Origin of the sequence: Pseudoalteromonas sp. MMG007, assembly GCF_018100985.1 — a bacterium.
Taxonomy (GTDB): Bacteria; Pseudomonadota; Gammaproteobacteria; order Enterobacterales; family Alteromonadaceae; genus Pseudoalteromonas.
In genome coordinates this window covers 331825-348465 of sequence record NZ_JAGJEI010000001.1, presented here as the reverse complement: position 1 = coordinate 348465, position 16641 = coordinate 331825, and the positions used below count along the sequence as shown (strand labels likewise).

General features: G+C 38.8%; 14 protein-coding genes and 1 other RNA gene. 6 read left to right on the top strand and 9 right to left on the bottom strand.

The genetic code is table 11. From position 1 onward, the window contains the following. Positions 1 to 714: 714 nt before the first annotated feature. From J8L71_RS01670 to J8L71_RS01660, 3 genes are read left to right on the top strand one after another with little or no spacing between them, the layout of a single operon-like run. Positions 715 to 1065, top strand: a complete 351-nt coding sequence (locus J8L71_RS01670; RefSeq protein ID WP_210998981.1) for a DUF883 C-terminal domain-containing protein — start codon at positions 715 to 717, stop codon at positions 1063 to 1065. A gap of 6 nt (positions 1066 to 1071) precedes the next feature. Further along, the gene (locus J8L71_RS01665; protein ID WP_210998980.1) at positions 1072 to 1521 is read left to right on the top strand and encodes a hypothetical protein; all 450 of its coding nucleotides are present in this window, start codon (positions 1072 to 1074) and stop codon (positions 1519 to 1521) included. Positions 1522 to 1531: 10 nt separating this feature from the next. Then, positions 1532 to 1774 (top strand): hypothetical protein, encoded by a 243-nt coding sequence (locus J8L71_RS01660; protein WP_210998979.1) that lies wholly within the window; start codon positions 1532 to 1534, stop codon positions 1772 to 1774. A gap of 5 nt (positions 1775 to 1779) precedes the next feature. On the opposite strand, the gene J8L71_RS01655 is transcribed toward J8L71_RS01660, so the two are convergent. Further along, on the bottom strand, positions 1780 to 2760 hold the full coding sequence (locus tag J8L71_RS01655) for a glutathione S-transferase family protein (RefSeq protein WP_210998978.1): 981 nt from the start codon (positions 2758 to 2760) through the stop codon (positions 1780 to 1782). A 10-nt stretch (positions 2761 to 2770) separates the two neighbouring features. Beyond that, positions 2771 to 3613 carry a pirin family protein gene (locus J8L71_RS01650; RefSeq protein ID WP_210998977.1) on the bottom strand — a complete coding sequence of 281 codons (843 nt, stop codon included), beginning with the start codon at positions 3611 to 3613 and terminating at the stop codon, positions 2771 to 2773. A gap of 328 nt (positions 3614 to 3941) precedes the next feature. On the opposite strand from J8L71_RS01650, the gene J8L71_RS01645 reads away from it, so the two are divergent. Further along, complete coding sequence (locus tag J8L71_RS01645) at positions 3942 to 6992, top strand: EAL domain-containing protein (RefSeq protein WP_348771782.1); 3051 nt, start codon at positions 3942 to 3944, stop codon at positions 6990 to 6992. Between the two features lie 72 nt (positions 6993 to 7064). Beyond that, positions 7065 to 7949, top strand: coding sequence for a LysR family transcriptional regulator (locus tag J8L71_RS01640; protein WP_210998976.1), 885 nt, complete (start codon positions 7065 to 7067; stop codon positions 7947 to 7949). A gap of 24 nt (positions 7950 to 7973) precedes the next feature. Here J8L71_RS01640 and J8L71_RS01635 read toward each other — a convergent pair whose 3' ends face one another. After that, entirely contained in the window at positions 7974 to 8927 is a 954-nt protein-coding gene (locus J8L71_RS01635; RefSeq protein ID WP_210998975.1) for a YihY/virulence factor BrkB family protein, read from the bottom strand. Between the two features lie 139 nt (positions 8928 to 9066). Between J8L71_RS01635 and J8L71_RS01630 the strand changes: the two genes are divergently transcribed. After that, positions 9067 to 10149: a mechanosensitive ion channel domain-containing protein gene (locus J8L71_RS01630; RefSeq protein WP_210998974.1), complete on the top strand. Its 1083-nt coding sequence runs from the start codon at positions 9067 to 9069 to the stop codon at positions 10147 to 10149. 132 nt (positions 10150 to 10281) lie between these two features. On the opposite strand, the gene J8L71_RS01625 is transcribed toward J8L71_RS01630, so the two are convergent. The 6 genes from J8L71_RS01625 to rsmI form a co-directional block, all read right to left on the bottom strand. Continuing rightward, entirely contained in the window at positions 10282 to 10515 is a 234-nt protein-coding gene (locus J8L71_RS01625; RefSeq protein ID WP_210998973.1) for a hypothetical protein, read from the bottom strand. Then, a complete protein-coding gene (locus J8L71_RS01620) occupies positions 10512 to 12122 on the bottom strand; it encodes a PepSY-associated TM helix domain-containing protein (protein ID WP_210998972.1) in 1611 nt (536 codons plus the stop codon). The genes J8L71_RS01625 and J8L71_RS01620 overlap by 4 nt, the downstream gene beginning before the upstream one ends. Next, positions 12119 to 12406 carry a hypothetical protein gene (locus tag J8L71_RS01615; RefSeq protein WP_210998971.1) on the bottom strand — a complete coding sequence of 96 codons (288 nt, stop codon included), beginning with the start codon at positions 12404 to 12406 and terminating at the stop codon, positions 12119 to 12121. Before J8L71_RS01615 ends, J8L71_RS01620 begins: the two co-directional genes overlap by 4 nt. 45 nt (positions 12407 to 12451) lie before the next feature. Beyond that, positions 12452 to 14773: a TonB-dependent receptor gene (locus tag J8L71_RS01610; protein WP_210998970.1), complete on the bottom strand. Its 2322-nt coding sequence runs from the start codon at positions 14771 to 14773 to the stop codon at positions 12452 to 12454. Between the two features lie 557 nt (positions 14774 to 15330). Next, positions 15331 to 15708: RNase P RNA component class A (gene rnpB, locus J8L71_RS01605), an RNA gene on the bottom strand. A gap of 41 nt (positions 15709 to 15749) precedes the next feature. Then, positions 15750 to 16607 (bottom strand): 16S rRNA (cytidine(1402)-2'-O)-methyltransferase, encoded by an 858-nt coding sequence (rsmI, locus tag J8L71_RS01600; RefSeq protein ID WP_210998969.1) that lies wholly within the window; start codon positions 16605 to 16607, stop codon positions 15750 to 15752. Positions 16608 to 16641 lie beyond the last annotated feature (34 nt).

Genomic DNA, 16641 nt, shown 5'->3' with positions numbered 1-16641 from the left:
TCAAAGCTAATAAAAATAAGGGTTCAAGCAAAGCGGTTGAATTAAGTGGGAAAAAGTGGAATTAAAGGATAAAAATTATTTACCATCCATTTGGTAACTTTCTGTTTACACTCTTTGCTTGCTGAATAACCAGTGAATAATTACAAATAATTAAACCTTAATTATTAGGGCAAGTTGACCTTTCAGGATTGAAATTTATTAAATTTGGGGACAATTTAATCACGGCGTTAAGTTTATAACCTAATGGGGTCGGTAACTGCTCCTGCGTTACCCTACAGGCTTACATCCATGTAAGAATAAATAAAACCAAACAAAGCTTCCGCTTGCTGCTCTCGCACCCTGATACATCCATGTAGATAACAAAGAATAAATTGCCTCTAGGCAGAACTCTTTGGGCAGCACATGTTTGGATTTGATTCTATGCTATCGCTTATTTATAGGGAATAACCACACTACATAAGTGCTGCCTGCCTGAACACTAAACATGCTGCTGCGAATTTAACCTCAAAGATAAGCAGGCCCTAGTATGTAAAATTTACTCAAAGAAGTAGAAATTGTTACTTCATGATACTAGCTCGATAATTACAAGGGGAATAAAAATTAAAAATAAATCCATATAAATCATAACGTTAATTTTATTTTAACTATTGGTTTGAACGTTGCATTAGTAAAACTACCAGTTAAATTTTTTTATTTACTTATTAAGGATTGATTATGGCTACTGCAACAAACACTAAAGCGAATACTGATACAAATACTCAGACGAATATTAAACCTGAGCTTAAACAAACCGAAAGCGAAGCACCATTTACAGAAAAGGCAACTTCTGTAGCGCATGAAGCAGTTGATGCTCTTTCAAGTAAAGCATCTGTAGCTGAGTCAAGTGTACGCAAAGGTGCCTCAAGTTCAGCGGAAGCACTAAGTGAGAAACAACTTATAGCTCGTGAAAAGCTTTCTGAATGTACTACCAAAACACGTGCATTTGCTTCAGAAAATCCGTTAGCAACTGCCGGAATTGCATTTGCAGCAGGTATGTTACTTACTTCATTATTACGTCGTAAGTAATAAACAATGAATAGCTCAAATACAGAAGCAGCCCGCAAGGATGAGGCTGCTCAAGACCAAACCACTGACGAACAAAGCCAAAAGGACGATTGGCAGGATCATATAGCTAAGATCATTGAATACTCTAAGCAACTCAAGGAGGATTACCATACTCAAGGAAAGATCACCCACCAACTTGCTAAAGCTGAGTGGAAATTATCGCTTAGATCGATGGCTTTAATTACTATATTTTTAGGCTGTTTTGCCAGTGGTTTGATTTTATTATGGGCTGGTTTATTAGGGGCCATTGGCTATGGCATGTACGACTTGTTTGGCTCAGTGTGGCTAAGTATTGCAACGGCCGCCTTGGCGCAAATTATTTGTCTTGTATGGCTGTGGAGAAATACGGTGTATTTAGGTAATAAGATTGGTTTTAGTAGAACAATCAAAAGCTTAAAACAGTTATTTAATTTATAAGGAAGTTGATATGTTAGTTAACTATTTAATTAAAGCACCCAATGAAAACGTTGAAGCTCTTTCAAAGCAAATGGATATGCGCGATGAGCTAAAGCGTCAGCATCACGCAGCGTTCAAGTATCGTATTAAACGGTTTGCCGCCACCAAGGTAGGACTAACATCAGCCTTTATGGCGGGAGTTACCGTACAAGCAGGTAAGAGCGATACAAGCTTCATAAGGAAATATGGTTGGCTTGCGAAGTTATTGGCTTAAAGTAATTATTTGATCCCCTCCCTGTTATGGGCCCTTTTATAGTTAATTTGTGGCCCTTTGGGCACTATCTGCGTTGGGTTTATCATAGCGTGGCTAAAATAGTAGTGGCGTTTGATATGATAAAAATTAGTTGTTTTACTAATGCCTTTAAATTGATAAAGCTCACGCAGGTACTCTCGTAGAAAGGGATAACTTTCAATCGAGCGTAAGTTACATTTAAAGTGCCCTACATAAACACTGTCAAAACGTATTAGAGTGGTAAATAAACGCCAATCAGCTTCGGTCAAACTACTACCCGTCAAATAACGATTAGTCCTTAAAACCTTCTCGATTTCATCAAGCGCAGTAAATAGCGCATCAAATGACTCTTCATAGGCTGCTTGAGTTGTTGCAAACCCCGTTTTATACACGCCATTATTTATATTTGGATATACGAGTGCATTTATTTCATCTATTGAAGTACGCAGATCTTTGGGATAATAATCATTAATATTGCCCGTTACCTCATTGAACGCGCTATTAAACATACGGATAATATCGGCCGACTCGTTACTAACTATTTTATTTTGCTGTTTATCCCATAGCACAGGTACAGTTACTCGCCCTGTGTAGCTAGAATTATTTCTTGTGTAAATTTGGTGTAAGTATTCACTGTCAAATAAATCATCACCTGTACTGTGGTTGTTTTTATCAAAGCTCCAACCATTATTGAGCATATCAGGGCTTACAACCGAAATAGAGATTATACTTTCAAGCTGCTTCAGTACTCTAAAAATTAGCGCTCTGTGAGCCCATGGGCATGCGAGTGATACATATAAATGATAGCGATTTGGCTGTGCTTTAAAACCCCCTTCTCCTGTGATTCCTGCACTGCCATCACTCGTTATCCAGTTACGAAGCTGTGCATCTTCGCGTTTAAATTTTCCGTTATTTGAATCGGTGTCATACCATTTATCTTGCCATTGGCCATCTACTAATAAACCCATTTCTTTCTCCCTAAATTTTGCCAAATTCACCATTTTGAAAATCACGAACAGCTTGTTTAATCTCATCTTGCGTGGTCATTACAAATGGCCCCATATGCGCTATTGACTGATTCAATGGCTGCCCAGCAAGTATTAATACACCAGCGCCCTCTTTTGATTTTAAGCTTATGTCGCTATTGCGCTCTAAAATAATCAGCTTTCCTGTAGTAAAATCTTGCTCATCACTGGTACTTATTGAACCGCTGTGTACATAAATCATCACCTTTTGTTGTACTAATGGCGCTAACTGAATACTTTTTCCCGCAGGTATCTGTATATCAGCTAATGCAGCACTGGCGGCCAAGCTTTGTAAACTGGCATTTAATGATTGATCTGAAAATTGCCAATTCCCTGCAAGTGCTTTTAGCGTGACACCTTGCTCATTTGTAAAACTTGGTACAGGATTTTTGGTGGTATCTTGATAACGTGGTTCACGCATTTTTTCATCGCTTGGCATGTTGATCCATATTTGGAATCCATGTAAGCCATCTATCTCATCAGCTAAAGGCATTTCACTGTGCATTACACCTTTGCCAGTACTCATCCACTGTGCATCTCCAGCTCTTATGGCTTCTTTATTTCCCATTTGATCTTGGTGTTCAAACCCACCTTTTAAAATATAGGTAAATGTTTCAATACCTCTGTGCGGGTGTGCAGGAAAGCCGCCAATATAATCGTTTTTGTCATCCGATTTTAGTTCGTCAATCATCAAAAAAGGATCTAAATATTTGCCATCAAATCCTGGTATTCGACGAATATTCACACCGTCACCATCTTGGGTTGCGTAAGCTGTTAAGACTTTAGATATTTTCATTTCAAGTTCACGATAAACAATATTAAGTGGTTTTTATTAAAGCATTCTATTAATAAAACAACTATGTCTTTAAATAGAGTTAAACATTCTATTTTTTAGAATAAATTCTTAATAACTTTCTTATTTATATATTCGGAACATTTAATTAAACGCTTAATAAATACATACTTATTTATTAAGTACTTAAACTTTAGTTTTATTTGATACAACCCTATATATTGTATGGTTATTTTCAGATTTTATGTCTACAATCATTTTTTAGGAAATTAAGATTTAGGGAAAAACTATTTTTACTTCATCGCTTAAAAGCCAGCTTTACAGACTATTGATCCTACTTAGCATTCCTGGTGCAGCTGTTACTGTATTTACGCTTTGGTTTGAGCGTGATGCTGCTATTGAAAAAAGTGAGGAAAGAATAGTTAGCATAGCTAAGCAATTAACTTTACATCAGAAAAATATGATTGATGATGTAAAACGTTTAACTATATTTTTGGCTGGCAAAACGCCAAGCAATGAAGAACTACCAACCACCTGCCCAGACTATTTTTTTGAAATTAAAGCCCTTTACAGCAATATTGCAAATATAGGTATTGTTAACGCCGATGGTGAGCTGCAATGCGTAACAAATGGCCGCAGTAATAACATTAATATTAGTGATAGAACGTATTTTCAAAATGCGATTAGTAATAGAGACTTTTCTGTTGGATATTTTCAATACGATAGAAGTATTCAAGCTCAAAGCGTGAATTTTGCATACCCGATAATTGATACTAATAATAAATTAAAAGGTACCTTAGTTACTGTAATTGCTTTGAACTGGTGGAATATTGCATTAAATGAAGCTGAATTTCCTAATAACGCTAAAGCTGTTATTGCCGACCCTAATGGCTTAATTATTGCCAATTACCCAAGTCGCCCGAGCAGACTAGGTAAAAAAATTACAGACACAGACTTGCTCCACAATAAAAGCTCTTTAAAAGTGTTTAAAAATGCGCAAGGGGAAAACCAAATATTTCATCGTTCTGTTATTTACGAAGACGCACATAATAACAATTTAGATATATATATAGCCGTATCAGTAGAAGATTTTATAAACGAAGTAAACGCCAATTTTATAAAAACGATTTTCGCTTTTTTAACCGCTATTGCTTTGCTCGTACTGCTTGCTAGGCGCCTTATTAAAATTAGTATATTTAATCCCATTGCCAACTTATCAAATGCCACTGATGAACTTGCAAATGGCACAATGCCTAAATATATAAAAAAACCAAACAGCCCTGAATTACATGCCCTTTATAGTCGTTTTGAGGTAATGGCCCAAACTCGCCTATCTGCAGAAGCCAAGTTAAAAAATAAGCACAATGAATTAATGAGTTTATTAAATGCTTTACCCGATACTTATATGCGTATAAATGAACTTGGCGATGTGTTGTATATAGGTGGGCATGTCAGTTCTCTGCTTAGTGTAAATACACAAGGTTCGCTAAAATTAACTGAAGTATTACCCAAAGAGAGCGCGCAGTTATTGCTTTCACATTTAAATGACTTAGATAACTCGCATGCAATTGAGTTTAAATTAAGAATTAATACCAATGAACACTTTTTTGAAGCCCGTATTAATGCGCTAGAAAGTAATAATGAATTTATTATCGTTTTGAGGGATATTAGTCAAAAAAGAATTAACGAAAAAGCGCTTCATTTAGCCTCTCTTGTGTATAGCAATAGTAGCGAAGGAATGGCTATCACTGATCCAAACGGTATTATTTATGATGTTAACCCTGCATTTTGCAAGACGACTCAATACAGTAAAGAAGAAGTCATAGGCAAAACTAGCCATATTTTATCATCTGGTGAGCACTCTAAAGACTTTTATCAACAAATGTGGGCAGAACTTAGAAGTACAGGCCGGTGGCAAGGCGAAATAATAAACCGTAAAAAGAACGGTGATATTTATACTGAATGGCTAAAAATAGATACTGTTTATGATGATAAAAACATACCCACTCGTCGGGTCGCTATTTTTACTGATCTAACAGATAAAAAACGAGCAGATGAAACTATATGGCGACAAACTCATTTTGATCACCTAACCGACCTGCCTAATCGTTTAGAACTCAAAGAGCGTTTAAACCAGCGCTTTAACGCTATTCAAAACGAAGATAATAACCTTGTTATTATGCTTCTCGACATAGATCGCTTTAAAGATATTAACGACACGCTGGGCCATCATTATGGTGATAACCTGCTTAAATTGGTTTCTCAACGTATTGTGCACTCAGCCAAAAATGCCGAGTTTGTCGCTCGTATTGGCGGTGATGAATTTGTGATTGTTTTTAATCACGTAAAAAGTAATCGCCATATAAACCAAATAGCAAGCAATATATTACAAAGCCTTTCATCTGGCCTTATGCTTGAAAACGAAGAAGTATTTATTAGTGCGAGTATGGGAATAGCCTGCGCACCTAGTGATGGGCAAAGCACTGAGCAGCTTTTAAAAGCCGCTGACCAAGCTATGTATAAAGCTAAAAGCAATGGCCGTAATGGCTTTGAGTTTTTCTCAGAAGACATGCGTATTCGTGCACAAGCCCGTATGCAATTATTAAAAGATTTACGAAGCGCAATAGACCTTCATCAGTTTGAGTTATTTTATCAACCTATCGTAGCCCTAAATGATTTACATATACACAAAGCCGAAGGACTAATACGTTGGCACCACCCTGTAAATGGTTTGGTCTCACCTGATTCTTTTATCCCATTAGCAGAGGAAACAAGGCAAATAAATGTATTAGGCCAATTTGTATTTTCTCAGGCTATTCAAACACTCACAGAAATAAAAACAGCAAGCGGTCAACCGTTCCAAATTAGCGTTAACGTATCTCCAATACAGCTCTCGACTGCCGATAGCGGAATCGATGACTGGTGCGATATGCTGGCCGCTGCAAAACTACCAGCATCGGCTATTGTTGCAGAAATTACCGAAGGCCTAATGGTAAACCCAGAAGCGCTTACGCAGAGCAGGTTAAAAACGTTGGTTCAATCGGGTATGGAACTCGCACTTGATGACTTTGGCACGGGGTATTCATCGCTTGCCTACCTTCAAGAAATGGATACTGATTATCTAAAAATAGATAAACGTTTTGTAGATGACATTAAAGCAGGCAGCCAAGAACTGGCTTTGTGTGAAGCTATTATAGTGATGGCACATCAGCTTGGGCTTAAAGTGATTGCAGAAGGAATTGAAACGCCATTACAAATGGAGCTTTTATTAAAAGCGGGCTGTGACTACGGTCAAGGCTACTTGTTTGCCAAACCAATGCCTAAAAAAGAATTTATGACACTGCTAATTAGCAATAAGGTGGTTATTTCTGACAATAAATAAGCTATTACGCAATAAAAATGTGCTGTGTGCGGTCAAGTTATTCAATCGATAGAGTCGTAATAGGATTTGAATATGGCAAAAGCAACACTAGAGCAATGGCGAATGTTTAAAGCCGTTGTTGAACATGGTGGATTTGCGGGAGCAAGCGTCGCTGTGCACAAGAGCCAATCCACGGTACATCACGCCGTTCAAAAGCTAGAAGCTGCATTGCAAATAAAGCTGCTTGAAGTAAAAGGTCGAAAAGCATTTTTAACCGACAGCGGAAGACTTATATTGCGTCGTGCTGAGTTTTTAATAGAAGAAGCGAGTAAAATAGAATCGGTTGCCAGCACGCTAAGCGAAGGCATAGAAAGCACATTAAAAATAGCCGTTGACGAGGTGTTCCCGAGCGCCACTTTATATCAAGCACTGGCTAAAACCAGCGAGCTATACCCTCTTTTAAAAATAGAGCTAGTGCAAAGTGTATTAACAGGCGCAAATGAGCTACTAAACGATGGTGTTGTTGACTTAGCGATTTCATCAATTCCTATATACGGCATTAGCTGTAGCATGTTGTGCGATGCAGAATTTATTGCTGTTGCCCATAAAGATCATCCACTGCATCAGCAAACAGAGCAGCTTAATTTTCGCGATTTAAAACTACATCGGCAGATAGTAGTACGCGATTCAGCAAATCATAGTAATCAAGATGAAGGCTGGTTAGGCGCGGATATGCGCTGGACTGTGAGCCACTTACAAAACTCTATTGATATGGTAAACCAGAATTTAGGCTATGCATGGCTGCCAAAAACTCAAATAGCAGATTTAATTGAAAGCCAAACCCTCATTACACTCGACTTAGAGCAAGGTACTACCCGTACTTTAAACCTATATTTAATGTGTAACGATACAGACAGGCTAGGCCCTGCCGCACAAGAGTTTAAACAACAGCTTGTCGCGCTTACTTACTATAATTAAATAGGCTTTAAACAACTAAAGCCATTATTCATTTTCTACATCGAGATGATCTGCAACGTAGGCACCTCGTTGGCCGCGCTTTTTGGCAGGCCCTATTGTACTGTCTTTAGCTGTTTGTTGCTCAGTAGCAGCGTTAATTACAGCGCCTAAAGTGATTATATACGCACTGATATATAGCCACATTAGCATGATCACCACACCACCAAGCGATCCATACGTTTCGTTATAGCTAGAAAAACGTGATACATAAAACGAAAAACCGATAGAGGCTAATATCCATAATATCGTAGCAATAGACGATCCCAGCGTGATCCATCTCCATTTAGCGGGTTTTCGGTGCGGTGCATAACGGTACAAAAGAACTAATGCAAAGTTAAAAGTAAACGCAAGTAATGGCCACGATATAAGCTTAATAAGTAAATCTATACTTTCTTTTAATCCCACTAAATTAAGTACAATAGGTAAAATACCAATAATAAGTAGTGCAAAAATGGCGACCACAATAGCGCCAACCGAAAATAAAAAACGCACTATTTGTGCCTGAAAAAAAGAGCGTTTTTCGTATTCTCTATAACTAATATTACACGCTGTGATAAGCGCCTGACTGCCCTTTGAGCTACTCCAAATAGTGAGAATTAAAGTCCCTATTGCACTTAAGCTCAGGCTTGCACTAGATGTTTGAGCAAGGCTTGAGACTTGAGAAAGGATAAGGTCGCTGGTGCTTTGCGGTAGTAAAGTAACAATTTTGCTTAAATGTTCACTAATATCGGTAGGCGATGAAAAATAAGCATAAACAGAGACAATCGCAGCAATAGCGGGAAAAATAGCTAATAATGCATAAAATGCGACGCCTGCAGCCACCAGCGATAAATTATCGTCGCTCATTTGTTTAAAAATACGCTTTGTTATATCCCACCAGCCTCGCATAGGAATATGAACTGGTTGCTCTGCCTGCTGTCCACGTTTTGCTTTGATCATACTAATATCCTTAATTTTTATAATAGATATACAGCAATATGTTTGCCAATACTCAAACATTTGCAAATACATGGTTTGGTTTTTAATTTGGTACTAAGCTTGCTAAATCAAGGGTAATTAAAATTCAAGGACGGTACGCATGCTTAGTCACTTTAACCTGCTAACAACCCTAAATAATGAAGCTGCAAGTAAGATATCAACCAACATAAATATATTTAGCTGGCAGTATTTTTACGATCAAAGCGTGCAATTGCTACATACTACAGCGCAAATATTACCCACCCTTTTATTGGGTTTTATATTACTCGCAGTAAGTTATTTTATAGCCTCTCCACTTTCTAAAATACTCATAAAACCCATTGATTACATGACCGATAGCAAATTAGTGCATTTAGTTGTTAGACGCGGCATAAGTATTTTAATTTTATTATTGGGTATGTATTTATTTTTACGACTTGCCGGGTTAACCGAATTTGCGGTAGCCATAATGAGCGGCACAGGTCTTATTGGCTTAATATTGGGCTTTGCTTTTAGAGATATTGCTGAAAATTTTATAGCGAGTTTATTATTAAGCGTACAACGCCCTTTTAAAATAGACGACGTAATTGAAGTTGATGGGCGTTTAGGGGTTGTTAAAAAAGTAACGGCAAGAGCTACAACGCTTGTTGATTACGATGGAAATCACATACAAATTCCTAATGCGACAGTTTACAAAAATATTATTAAAAACCTCACGGCTAACCCAAAAATGCGTGGCAAGGTCGAAATAGGCATTGGTTATGATAACGATATTCGCAGCGCACAAACTCTCGCACTAAAAATTATCAATCAGCAAGGTGCGGTACTTAGCGATCCCCCTGCTCAGGTACTTATTAAAAACTTAGGGTCCTCTACTATTAATTTCAACCTGTTTTTTTGGGTGAATAGTGAACAACACAGTCCATTAAAAGTGGCCTCTCAGCTAATGCGTGTGCTAGTAAATGAATTTACCACGCAAAATATCAGCATGCCTGATGATGCACGAGAGAGAATTTTATTAAATGACGATAAAGAGAGTACCGACGTTGATAAAAACGTTACTCACCCGTTACCCGCACAAGGTAATAAAAGCGAAACTTTAGAACAAAGTGAAACGCTTGATGATGTAAGCAGTGATACAAATGAAATACGTGAACAAGCAGAACAGTCACGCGATCCAGAGCAAGGTAAAAATATTATTTAATGTCTTTGGGCTAACGTTTAATTAACCCAAAGAGTTTCGGTTAGGCCAATTCGTATCGTCATGCCCTTTAATTGAGGAAAATAACGATTTAGCTTCCACATTATATATATTACGAATTGGCTTTATCTAATTTTAATTACTACTAACAGACTTGCCTAATGCAAAAGCCGTTACTAAACCCATTAATAGTGCAGCAGCAACGCCAATGAATACGCCCCCTATCGCACCATACACTGCAATAAAACACATCACCGCGATGATAAATACACATAGGCTTAAAAAGCGACTTACAGTGTTGGCCTTTCTTAGTAACAGGCTACTAATTAACAATAAAATACATGCAACAGCTAAGTAAAATGTAGTCATACAGGCTCCTGTTTAAGTACTGTTTGTTGTTTTAACTCAAAGCGATTTGCCACAACACGTTGACTGAGATATATAATTCCTGCTCCAAGAATTAAAAAGCTAATATCAACCACCGTCACTAATAAGTTATCAGCCATAAATGCATGACTTTCTGACAACAAAAGGTTTAAAGGTAAAACCGTAATACACGCTAGACCGGTTATAACTAAAGTCATCTGTAAGTAGCGATGATAATTTAGTGGAAAAATAGCGAGTAAACACCAAGCTAACCACGAATAAAAGAATAGAGGCCCAAAGTAGGCATTATGAAATTGCGCCGCAACAAAATGATTTAATAACACTTGAGCCGGGAACAAAATAGCGGTTGCAAGCACTAACCCGCCACAACTTCCAATAATAACCCGATTCCACGCTTGATAAGCGCTTTGTGATAAAGTGGGATTACTGCCACGGCTGCGCTTAGCTAACCACATCATCATGCCCGACAAAGGTAGTAATGCTGTTGTTAATCCAAGTAGAGACCAAATTATTTTCACGAATACACCAGCAAAATTGCCAAAGTGTAAAGGGAACAAAAGTGATAGCACTTTAATCGCAGGGCCAGGAATATCACCAAAACTGCTCATTGTTTTGCTAAACTCACCCGAGCCATGATATTGCAAAAGCTGAGAGGCCACCGCATCGCCACCAATTAAACGTAAATACACCTCTGCGTTTTGGTCATTGTGCGCCATGATAGTTAAATCAACCACCTTTGCTTTAGGGTAACGCGTTTTAGCGTCTACTAAAATAGAATTAATATCAGTCATTTGGTATTGCTCAGAAATAACCGGCTCGGGCATAGCTGTAAATTTTTGAACCAATTTATCTTGGTCGCCACCAAAACTTACAAACGCAGCAGCAGGCAATAGTATAACTGTCGCAAGACCCAAAAATGCGCCCGTAAAACCTATAACACCATGAAACAAACTACCCCAAATACCCATAATTTTATGGGCATCATTAACCACAACATCCAAGTCTTTATTGCGTCTAAACGTAAATAGTTCTTTTATTAATTGGCGATGTATAAAAAGCCCAGTAATAGTAGATACCAGTAATGTAAGACCTAAAAATCCTGTTAAAATCAAGCCAATAGGCCGGCCTAAGTGTAAATCAGCATGAAAATGCCCAATAAACGATGGCGCATCCGTTTTACGATTCTCATAAAAATAATCAGCGGCCCCATAATATTGGTTAACTAGCTTAAAATTACGCGGGTCAAACTGATAAACATACGCAGCCTCCTCATCATAGTTTTCATCACCTTCATGTGATTCAAATAAAATAGTCAATAAATGCGTGTTATGCCCTGAGGGTAAATACACATGTATATTTTTACCAAACGAAGGCGGTACTTGCTGATGATACTGATTAATAAGCGCTGTTACTTTTTCACTAGGCAGTGCACTTAACTGATGTAGCTCAGGGTTCGCCCAAATTTTTAACTCCGGGCGGCTAAGCACAGCAATTGCACCACTAAAACATACAATAAAAAGCAAAATCCCGGTAACAATCCCTACCCAGCTATGCAGTAAAAATAGCTTTTTTAACGAAATAGACTTCATCCCTGCGCTCCTGATAATGCAAAAAAGCTTAAACCCGCATGGCTTGCAATAATTGCCAGCATAAGCACAAAGGGTACCCATGCTTTTTCAGCCATGTAGGCATATATAAATAACCCCGCCCAAATAAGCGGAAATAACATAATGGGTATTAATATTTGCTGCTCCATCGCAAATGGCAAATAAGTAGTCATACCGGGGATCATAACCACTGCGGTTATTAACGCCAGCACACAAGCCGTTAAATGGCGCCGCTTAGTGGCTGAGAAAGTGCGTTTTATATTCATTACAACTCCTAAAATGACTACTTAATGAGCAGCCATTTTTTCATATTAAAACTTAGCTTCAAAGCGAACGCTTGCAGTACGTGGATCACCAAGTGTTTGATTACCAAAACCAGCCGGGGCTAACGCGATATACTCAGCATCTAATACATTATCTACTAACGCGTATACACCATAATTACCCCACTCGTAACCAACACGTGTATTAACTAACCAGTACGCGTCATTTCGAGGGTCATTACTCGTAGCAAGACGCTGCGAGCTGCCAGTGTAACTAGCATTTATATTTGCTATAAACCCAGCGTCATTTGCATAATCAAAACCAAACAAAGCGGTCCATTCTGGCGCGCCTGCAAACGAAAGGCCGCTATAGTCTTGCTCCTCACCATTAAAACTGGCGCTAAACTCATCAAACTCTGTTTTTGAATAACCAATACCACCGTACACATTTATTGTTGGTGATAAATCATAACTAATTTCAGTTTCAAACCCTTGAACATGCGACTCACCAACATTGCGCGTTTCACGGTCATACTGATTCCCTGATAAATAAACGGATACCTGCTGATCGGTCCAATCTAGATAAAATATATTTGTATTTACAACTAATGAATCATCAAGCCAAACAGAGCGTAATGCTAACTCATAGTTCCATGTATATTCAGGGTCAAACGTAAACGCAGTTGCTTGGGCAACATTGGTACCTACGCCACCTGAGCGATACCCTTTTTGAACAGTAAAGCTACTCGACACATCATCGTTAAAACGGTACGTTACACCCAACTTTGGCAACCAAGCAGAAAAAGACGCATCCTCAACGGGTTCATCGCCTGAAGCACCATCAGCCATAGCGTACAACTGTTGATTAATACCTGTAATTAACTGCGCTAGTACAGGATTTGTAGCAAAATCACTTGGATTAGGTAAAGCATTTTTGGTTTCATCGGTAATATAAACGTCAGCAATCGTCCCGTTTGATTGCTCTTCCTTATCGTAACGGACACCAGCAAAAACATCCCACGCATCGTTTATTTCATACGTAAAATCAGCAAATAATGCTTTTGTTTTTACTTTTTGTGTAAAGTCAGAAGACTGGCCAATAAAAACGGGATCAGCACCTACATAAAATTGCAGTACCTGATCAGCCAACGCACTCGGTAGCCCCAAACCACCAAACTCAGCAGGCGCAGTTAATAACGTACGCACACCAAGCTGTTCAAATGTAATACCTCGTTCACCCGTACTGCTATCAAACACATCTAAATCAGAGTAATAAGCACCTATTAAACCTGTTAACTTATCGCCTTCATAAGTAAAGCGAAGCTCTTGAGTCGTCGTTTCATCTGTACGTGTATCAGTTAATACCGATTGCGGTAGAAGTAAGCTTGCATCTCCGTCCCATTCATAACTGTATTGAGCATCTGAGTAAGTCGTAATTGAAGAGAAAGACCACTCATCTGAGATATCGTAATTAAGATTTAAAATATATAAATCAGTATCTGTTGTTTCAAATGTTGGCGAGTCTAAATATACGTAGCGGTCATCGTAAATGTTATTAATAGGAAACGCCGCATCACCACTTTGCTGCGCGACCCAAGGAACGCCTTTGTCGTTTTCACTGTGCATAAAGCTCAATTGTGCTTCAAATTCAGGCAATGCAGAAGGTGTGTAACGAAGCTTAGCGCGATAAAATTCATTATTATCATGGTCTGACTCTTTACCCGTACCAACATTGGTATTGTAGCCATCAAAGTCACGCTTTTCAGCGCTCACACGAAATGCAAGCTCATCCTCGATTAACTCACCACCAAAGGCAACTGCCGCTTCCTTTCTACCGTATTCCCCCATACCAACACGCGCTTTAAAATCATATTCTTGCACTGCATCACGGGTTTTCATTACCACGGCACCGGCCAGTGAGTTACGCCCTTGTAATGTAGATTGCGGGCCACGTAAAATTTCAACCTGACCAATATCCCACGTTGAAAATGCACCTTGTTGCATCATACGAAACGGTATAGGCGCACCATCAACATAAACACTAGCAAGACCACCAGAGCCGCCATCAGTAACGCCAAAAGCATCAATACCACGAATATTAAAACCCGAACCATCAGTGCCAGAAGTATTAGGCGTACGTGCTAATACATCAAAAAAGTCGTTTAAGTTTTCATTTTCAATAGTTTGGCTCGTTAAAACCGCCACACTTGCTGGCGTATCTTGTAAAGTACGGTCTATTTTTTGACCTTTCACCATTATTTTTTCTATTTTTTTAATGTCATCAGCATGCACCATGCTACTAAATGCCAAACCTGAAAAAGCGAACGAAATAGCACACGCTAATAACGATTTCGATGGATAAAAACCCATAAAACTAAACTCCACATTAATAATTATAAATGATAACTATTTTTATTATATTACCTTTTTTGTCGACAAGAAATATATAATTAACATAGGTAACCAAATAAAGAGTTCTCATTCATGTAAAGTAAATGCAAAAGTGAGACGTTAAAAAGCAGAATTTAGCTATAAAATTTAAAGAAAAATGAGAACAAAACAAGACTTTTCATAGTTTGCTTTTAAGTGAAATGCGTATATCGGAGCAGATAAATTTACGACGGAAAACATAACGAAAAATAGTAACGCTCTTTTCGTAGTATAAGGTATTCGGGGAGTTTAATATGCCTCATTAAGTTACCTATGTGCAAGTAACGCACTGAGTTTATTTAGCACGCTTTTAAATTTTGAAAAGGTGACCGACGGGGTCAAATCTTGACTTCATACATTCATAATTTACAGCCCGATTATTACTCTTTATTGAAATTCTACCGAGTACAATAAGCCGGTACTTAAAAACTAATAACTTCCCCCTAAAATTTAAACACAAAAAAACCCGCAGCGTTAACTGCGGGCTTTTTATTGAATGAGTGAGTCAGCCTATAAGCCGGGTTTTGTCCTTTCCGAAGAAAGTGATAATCATTCGTCTAGGCCATAAATCGCTCTATGGCTCAAGCAACCTACCCGGTTCCAACGTGGGCCACGCGTTCATTATTTAAAATGATAGAACCCTATTTGGTCTTGCTCCGAGTGGAGTTTACCTTGCAACCGACTATTACTAGCGGCCCGGTGCGCTCTTACCGCACCCTTTCACCCTTACCAACCGAGGTTGGCGGTCTCCTCTCTGCTGCACTTGTCGTGGGCTCACGCCCCCCAGCCGTTAGCTGGCACTCTGCCCTGTGGAGCCCGGACTTTCCTCCCCCTGATCATTTTCGTCACAGGCAGCGATCATCTTGGCTGACTCGGCGCGCAGTATACATGACGCAAACACCGAACGCAGTAATATTTACTCTTTTTCTTCAATAATTGTTTTGTATAGTGCATTTTTTTTCATTCCAAAGTACTCAGCCACTACACCACAGGCTTTTTTCATTGGCATTTCGCTCTCAAGCAGTGCCAGCATTTTGCGCGCTTCAGGCGGTATATCGTCTACTAACTTTGGTTTGCCCGGCAACATTAATACAATTTCGCCGCGTTGCTTAGTGGGATCATTTGTTAAAAACTGCTTTAACTCGCTTACGCTACCATTAAAAAAGGTTTCAAAGGTTTTGGTAAGCTCTTTAGCAAACACCACTTGCTGCTCATCACCAAGTGCTTGCGCCAAATCATCAAGGCTTGCCATAATACGGTGCGTACTTTCGTACATTATGCTGGTTATGCCCGAATTAACTGCCTCAATGAAAAAGTCTTGCCTTGCTTTACTTTTAGCAGGTGTAAACCCAATAAATTGAAAGCGATCAGTGGGTAAGCCAGAGCAACATACCGCAGTAATTGCAGCACATGCACCGGGAACAGGTGTTACATGAGCCCCTTGTTCGCGACATAAATTTACAACCGCATAACCTGGATCGCTAATAAGCGGTGTACCGGCGTCGGATACTAACGCAATATTTAAACCTTGATTAAGTTGATCAATAATTTGCTGTGCTTTTTGCTTTTCGTTGTGGTCGTGTAATGCGAACGTTTTTGCCTTAATTCCAAAGTGGCTAAGTAGCTTGCCGGTATGGCGAGTGTCTTCAGCAGCTATTAAGTCAACCTGCGATAATGTCGCGATGGCACGGTGACTTAAGTCGTCATAATTGCCAATTGGGGTGGCAACAATGTAAAGAGTGCCAATTTTCTGTGAATTCTCCTCATTTAACATTGAGGTCTCCTGCGTCAGTCAGTAATATAAGCAA

What these genes read in the sequence shown, in the direction of transcription:
- J8L71_RS01620 (WP_210998972.1), bottom strand. Translation starts at nt 12,122, where the DNA reads ATGAAGTCTATTTCGTTAAAAAAGCTATTTTTACTGCATAGCTGGGTA.
- rsmI (WP_210998969.1), bottom strand. Translation starts at nt 16,607, where the DNA reads ATGTTAAATGAGGAGAATTCACAGAAAATTGGCACTCTTTACATTGTT.
- J8L71_RS01610 (WP_210998970.1), bottom strand. Translation starts at nt 14,773, where the DNA reads ATGGGTTTTTATCCATCGAAATCGTTATTAGCGTGTGCTATTTCGTTC.
- J8L71_RS01650 (WP_210998977.1), bottom strand. Translation starts at nt 3,613, where the DNA reads ATGAAAATATCTAAAGTCTTAACAGCTTACGCAACCCAAGATGGTGAC.
- J8L71_RS01640 (WP_210998976.1), top strand. Translation starts at nt 7,065, where the DNA reads ATGGCAAAAGCAACACTAGAGCAATGGCGAATGTTTAAAGCCGTTGTT.
- J8L71_RS01635 (WP_210998975.1), bottom strand. Translation starts at nt 8,927, where the DNA reads ATGATCAAAGCAAAACGTGGACAGCAGGCAGAGCAACCAGTTCATATT.
- J8L71_RS01630 (WP_210998974.1), top strand. Translation starts at nt 9,067, where the DNA reads ATGCTTAGTCACTTTAACCTGCTAACAACCCTAAATAATGAAGCTGCA.
- J8L71_RS01670 (WP_210998981.1), top strand. Translation starts at nt 715, where the DNA reads ATGGCTACTGCAACAAACACTAAAGCGAATACTGATACAAATACTCAG.
- J8L71_RS01660 (WP_210998979.1), top strand. Translation starts at nt 1,532, where the DNA reads ATGTTAGTTAACTATTTAATTAAAGCACCCAATGAAAACGTTGAAGCT.
- J8L71_RS01665 (WP_210998980.1), top strand. Translation starts at nt 1,072, where the DNA reads ATGAATAGCTCAAATACAGAAGCAGCCCGCAAGGATGAGGCTGCTCAA.
- J8L71_RS01625 (WP_210998973.1), bottom strand. Translation starts at nt 10,515, where the DNA reads ATGACTACATTTTACTTAGCTGTTGCATGTATTTTATTGTTAATTAGT.
- J8L71_RS01655 (WP_210998978.1), bottom strand. Translation starts at nt 2,760, where the DNA reads ATGGGTTTATTAGTAGATGGCCAATGGCAAGATAAATGGTATGACACC.
- J8L71_RS01615 (WP_210998971.1), bottom strand. Translation starts at nt 12,406, where the DNA reads ATGAATATAAAACGCACTTTCTCAGCCACTAAGCGGCGCCATTTAACG.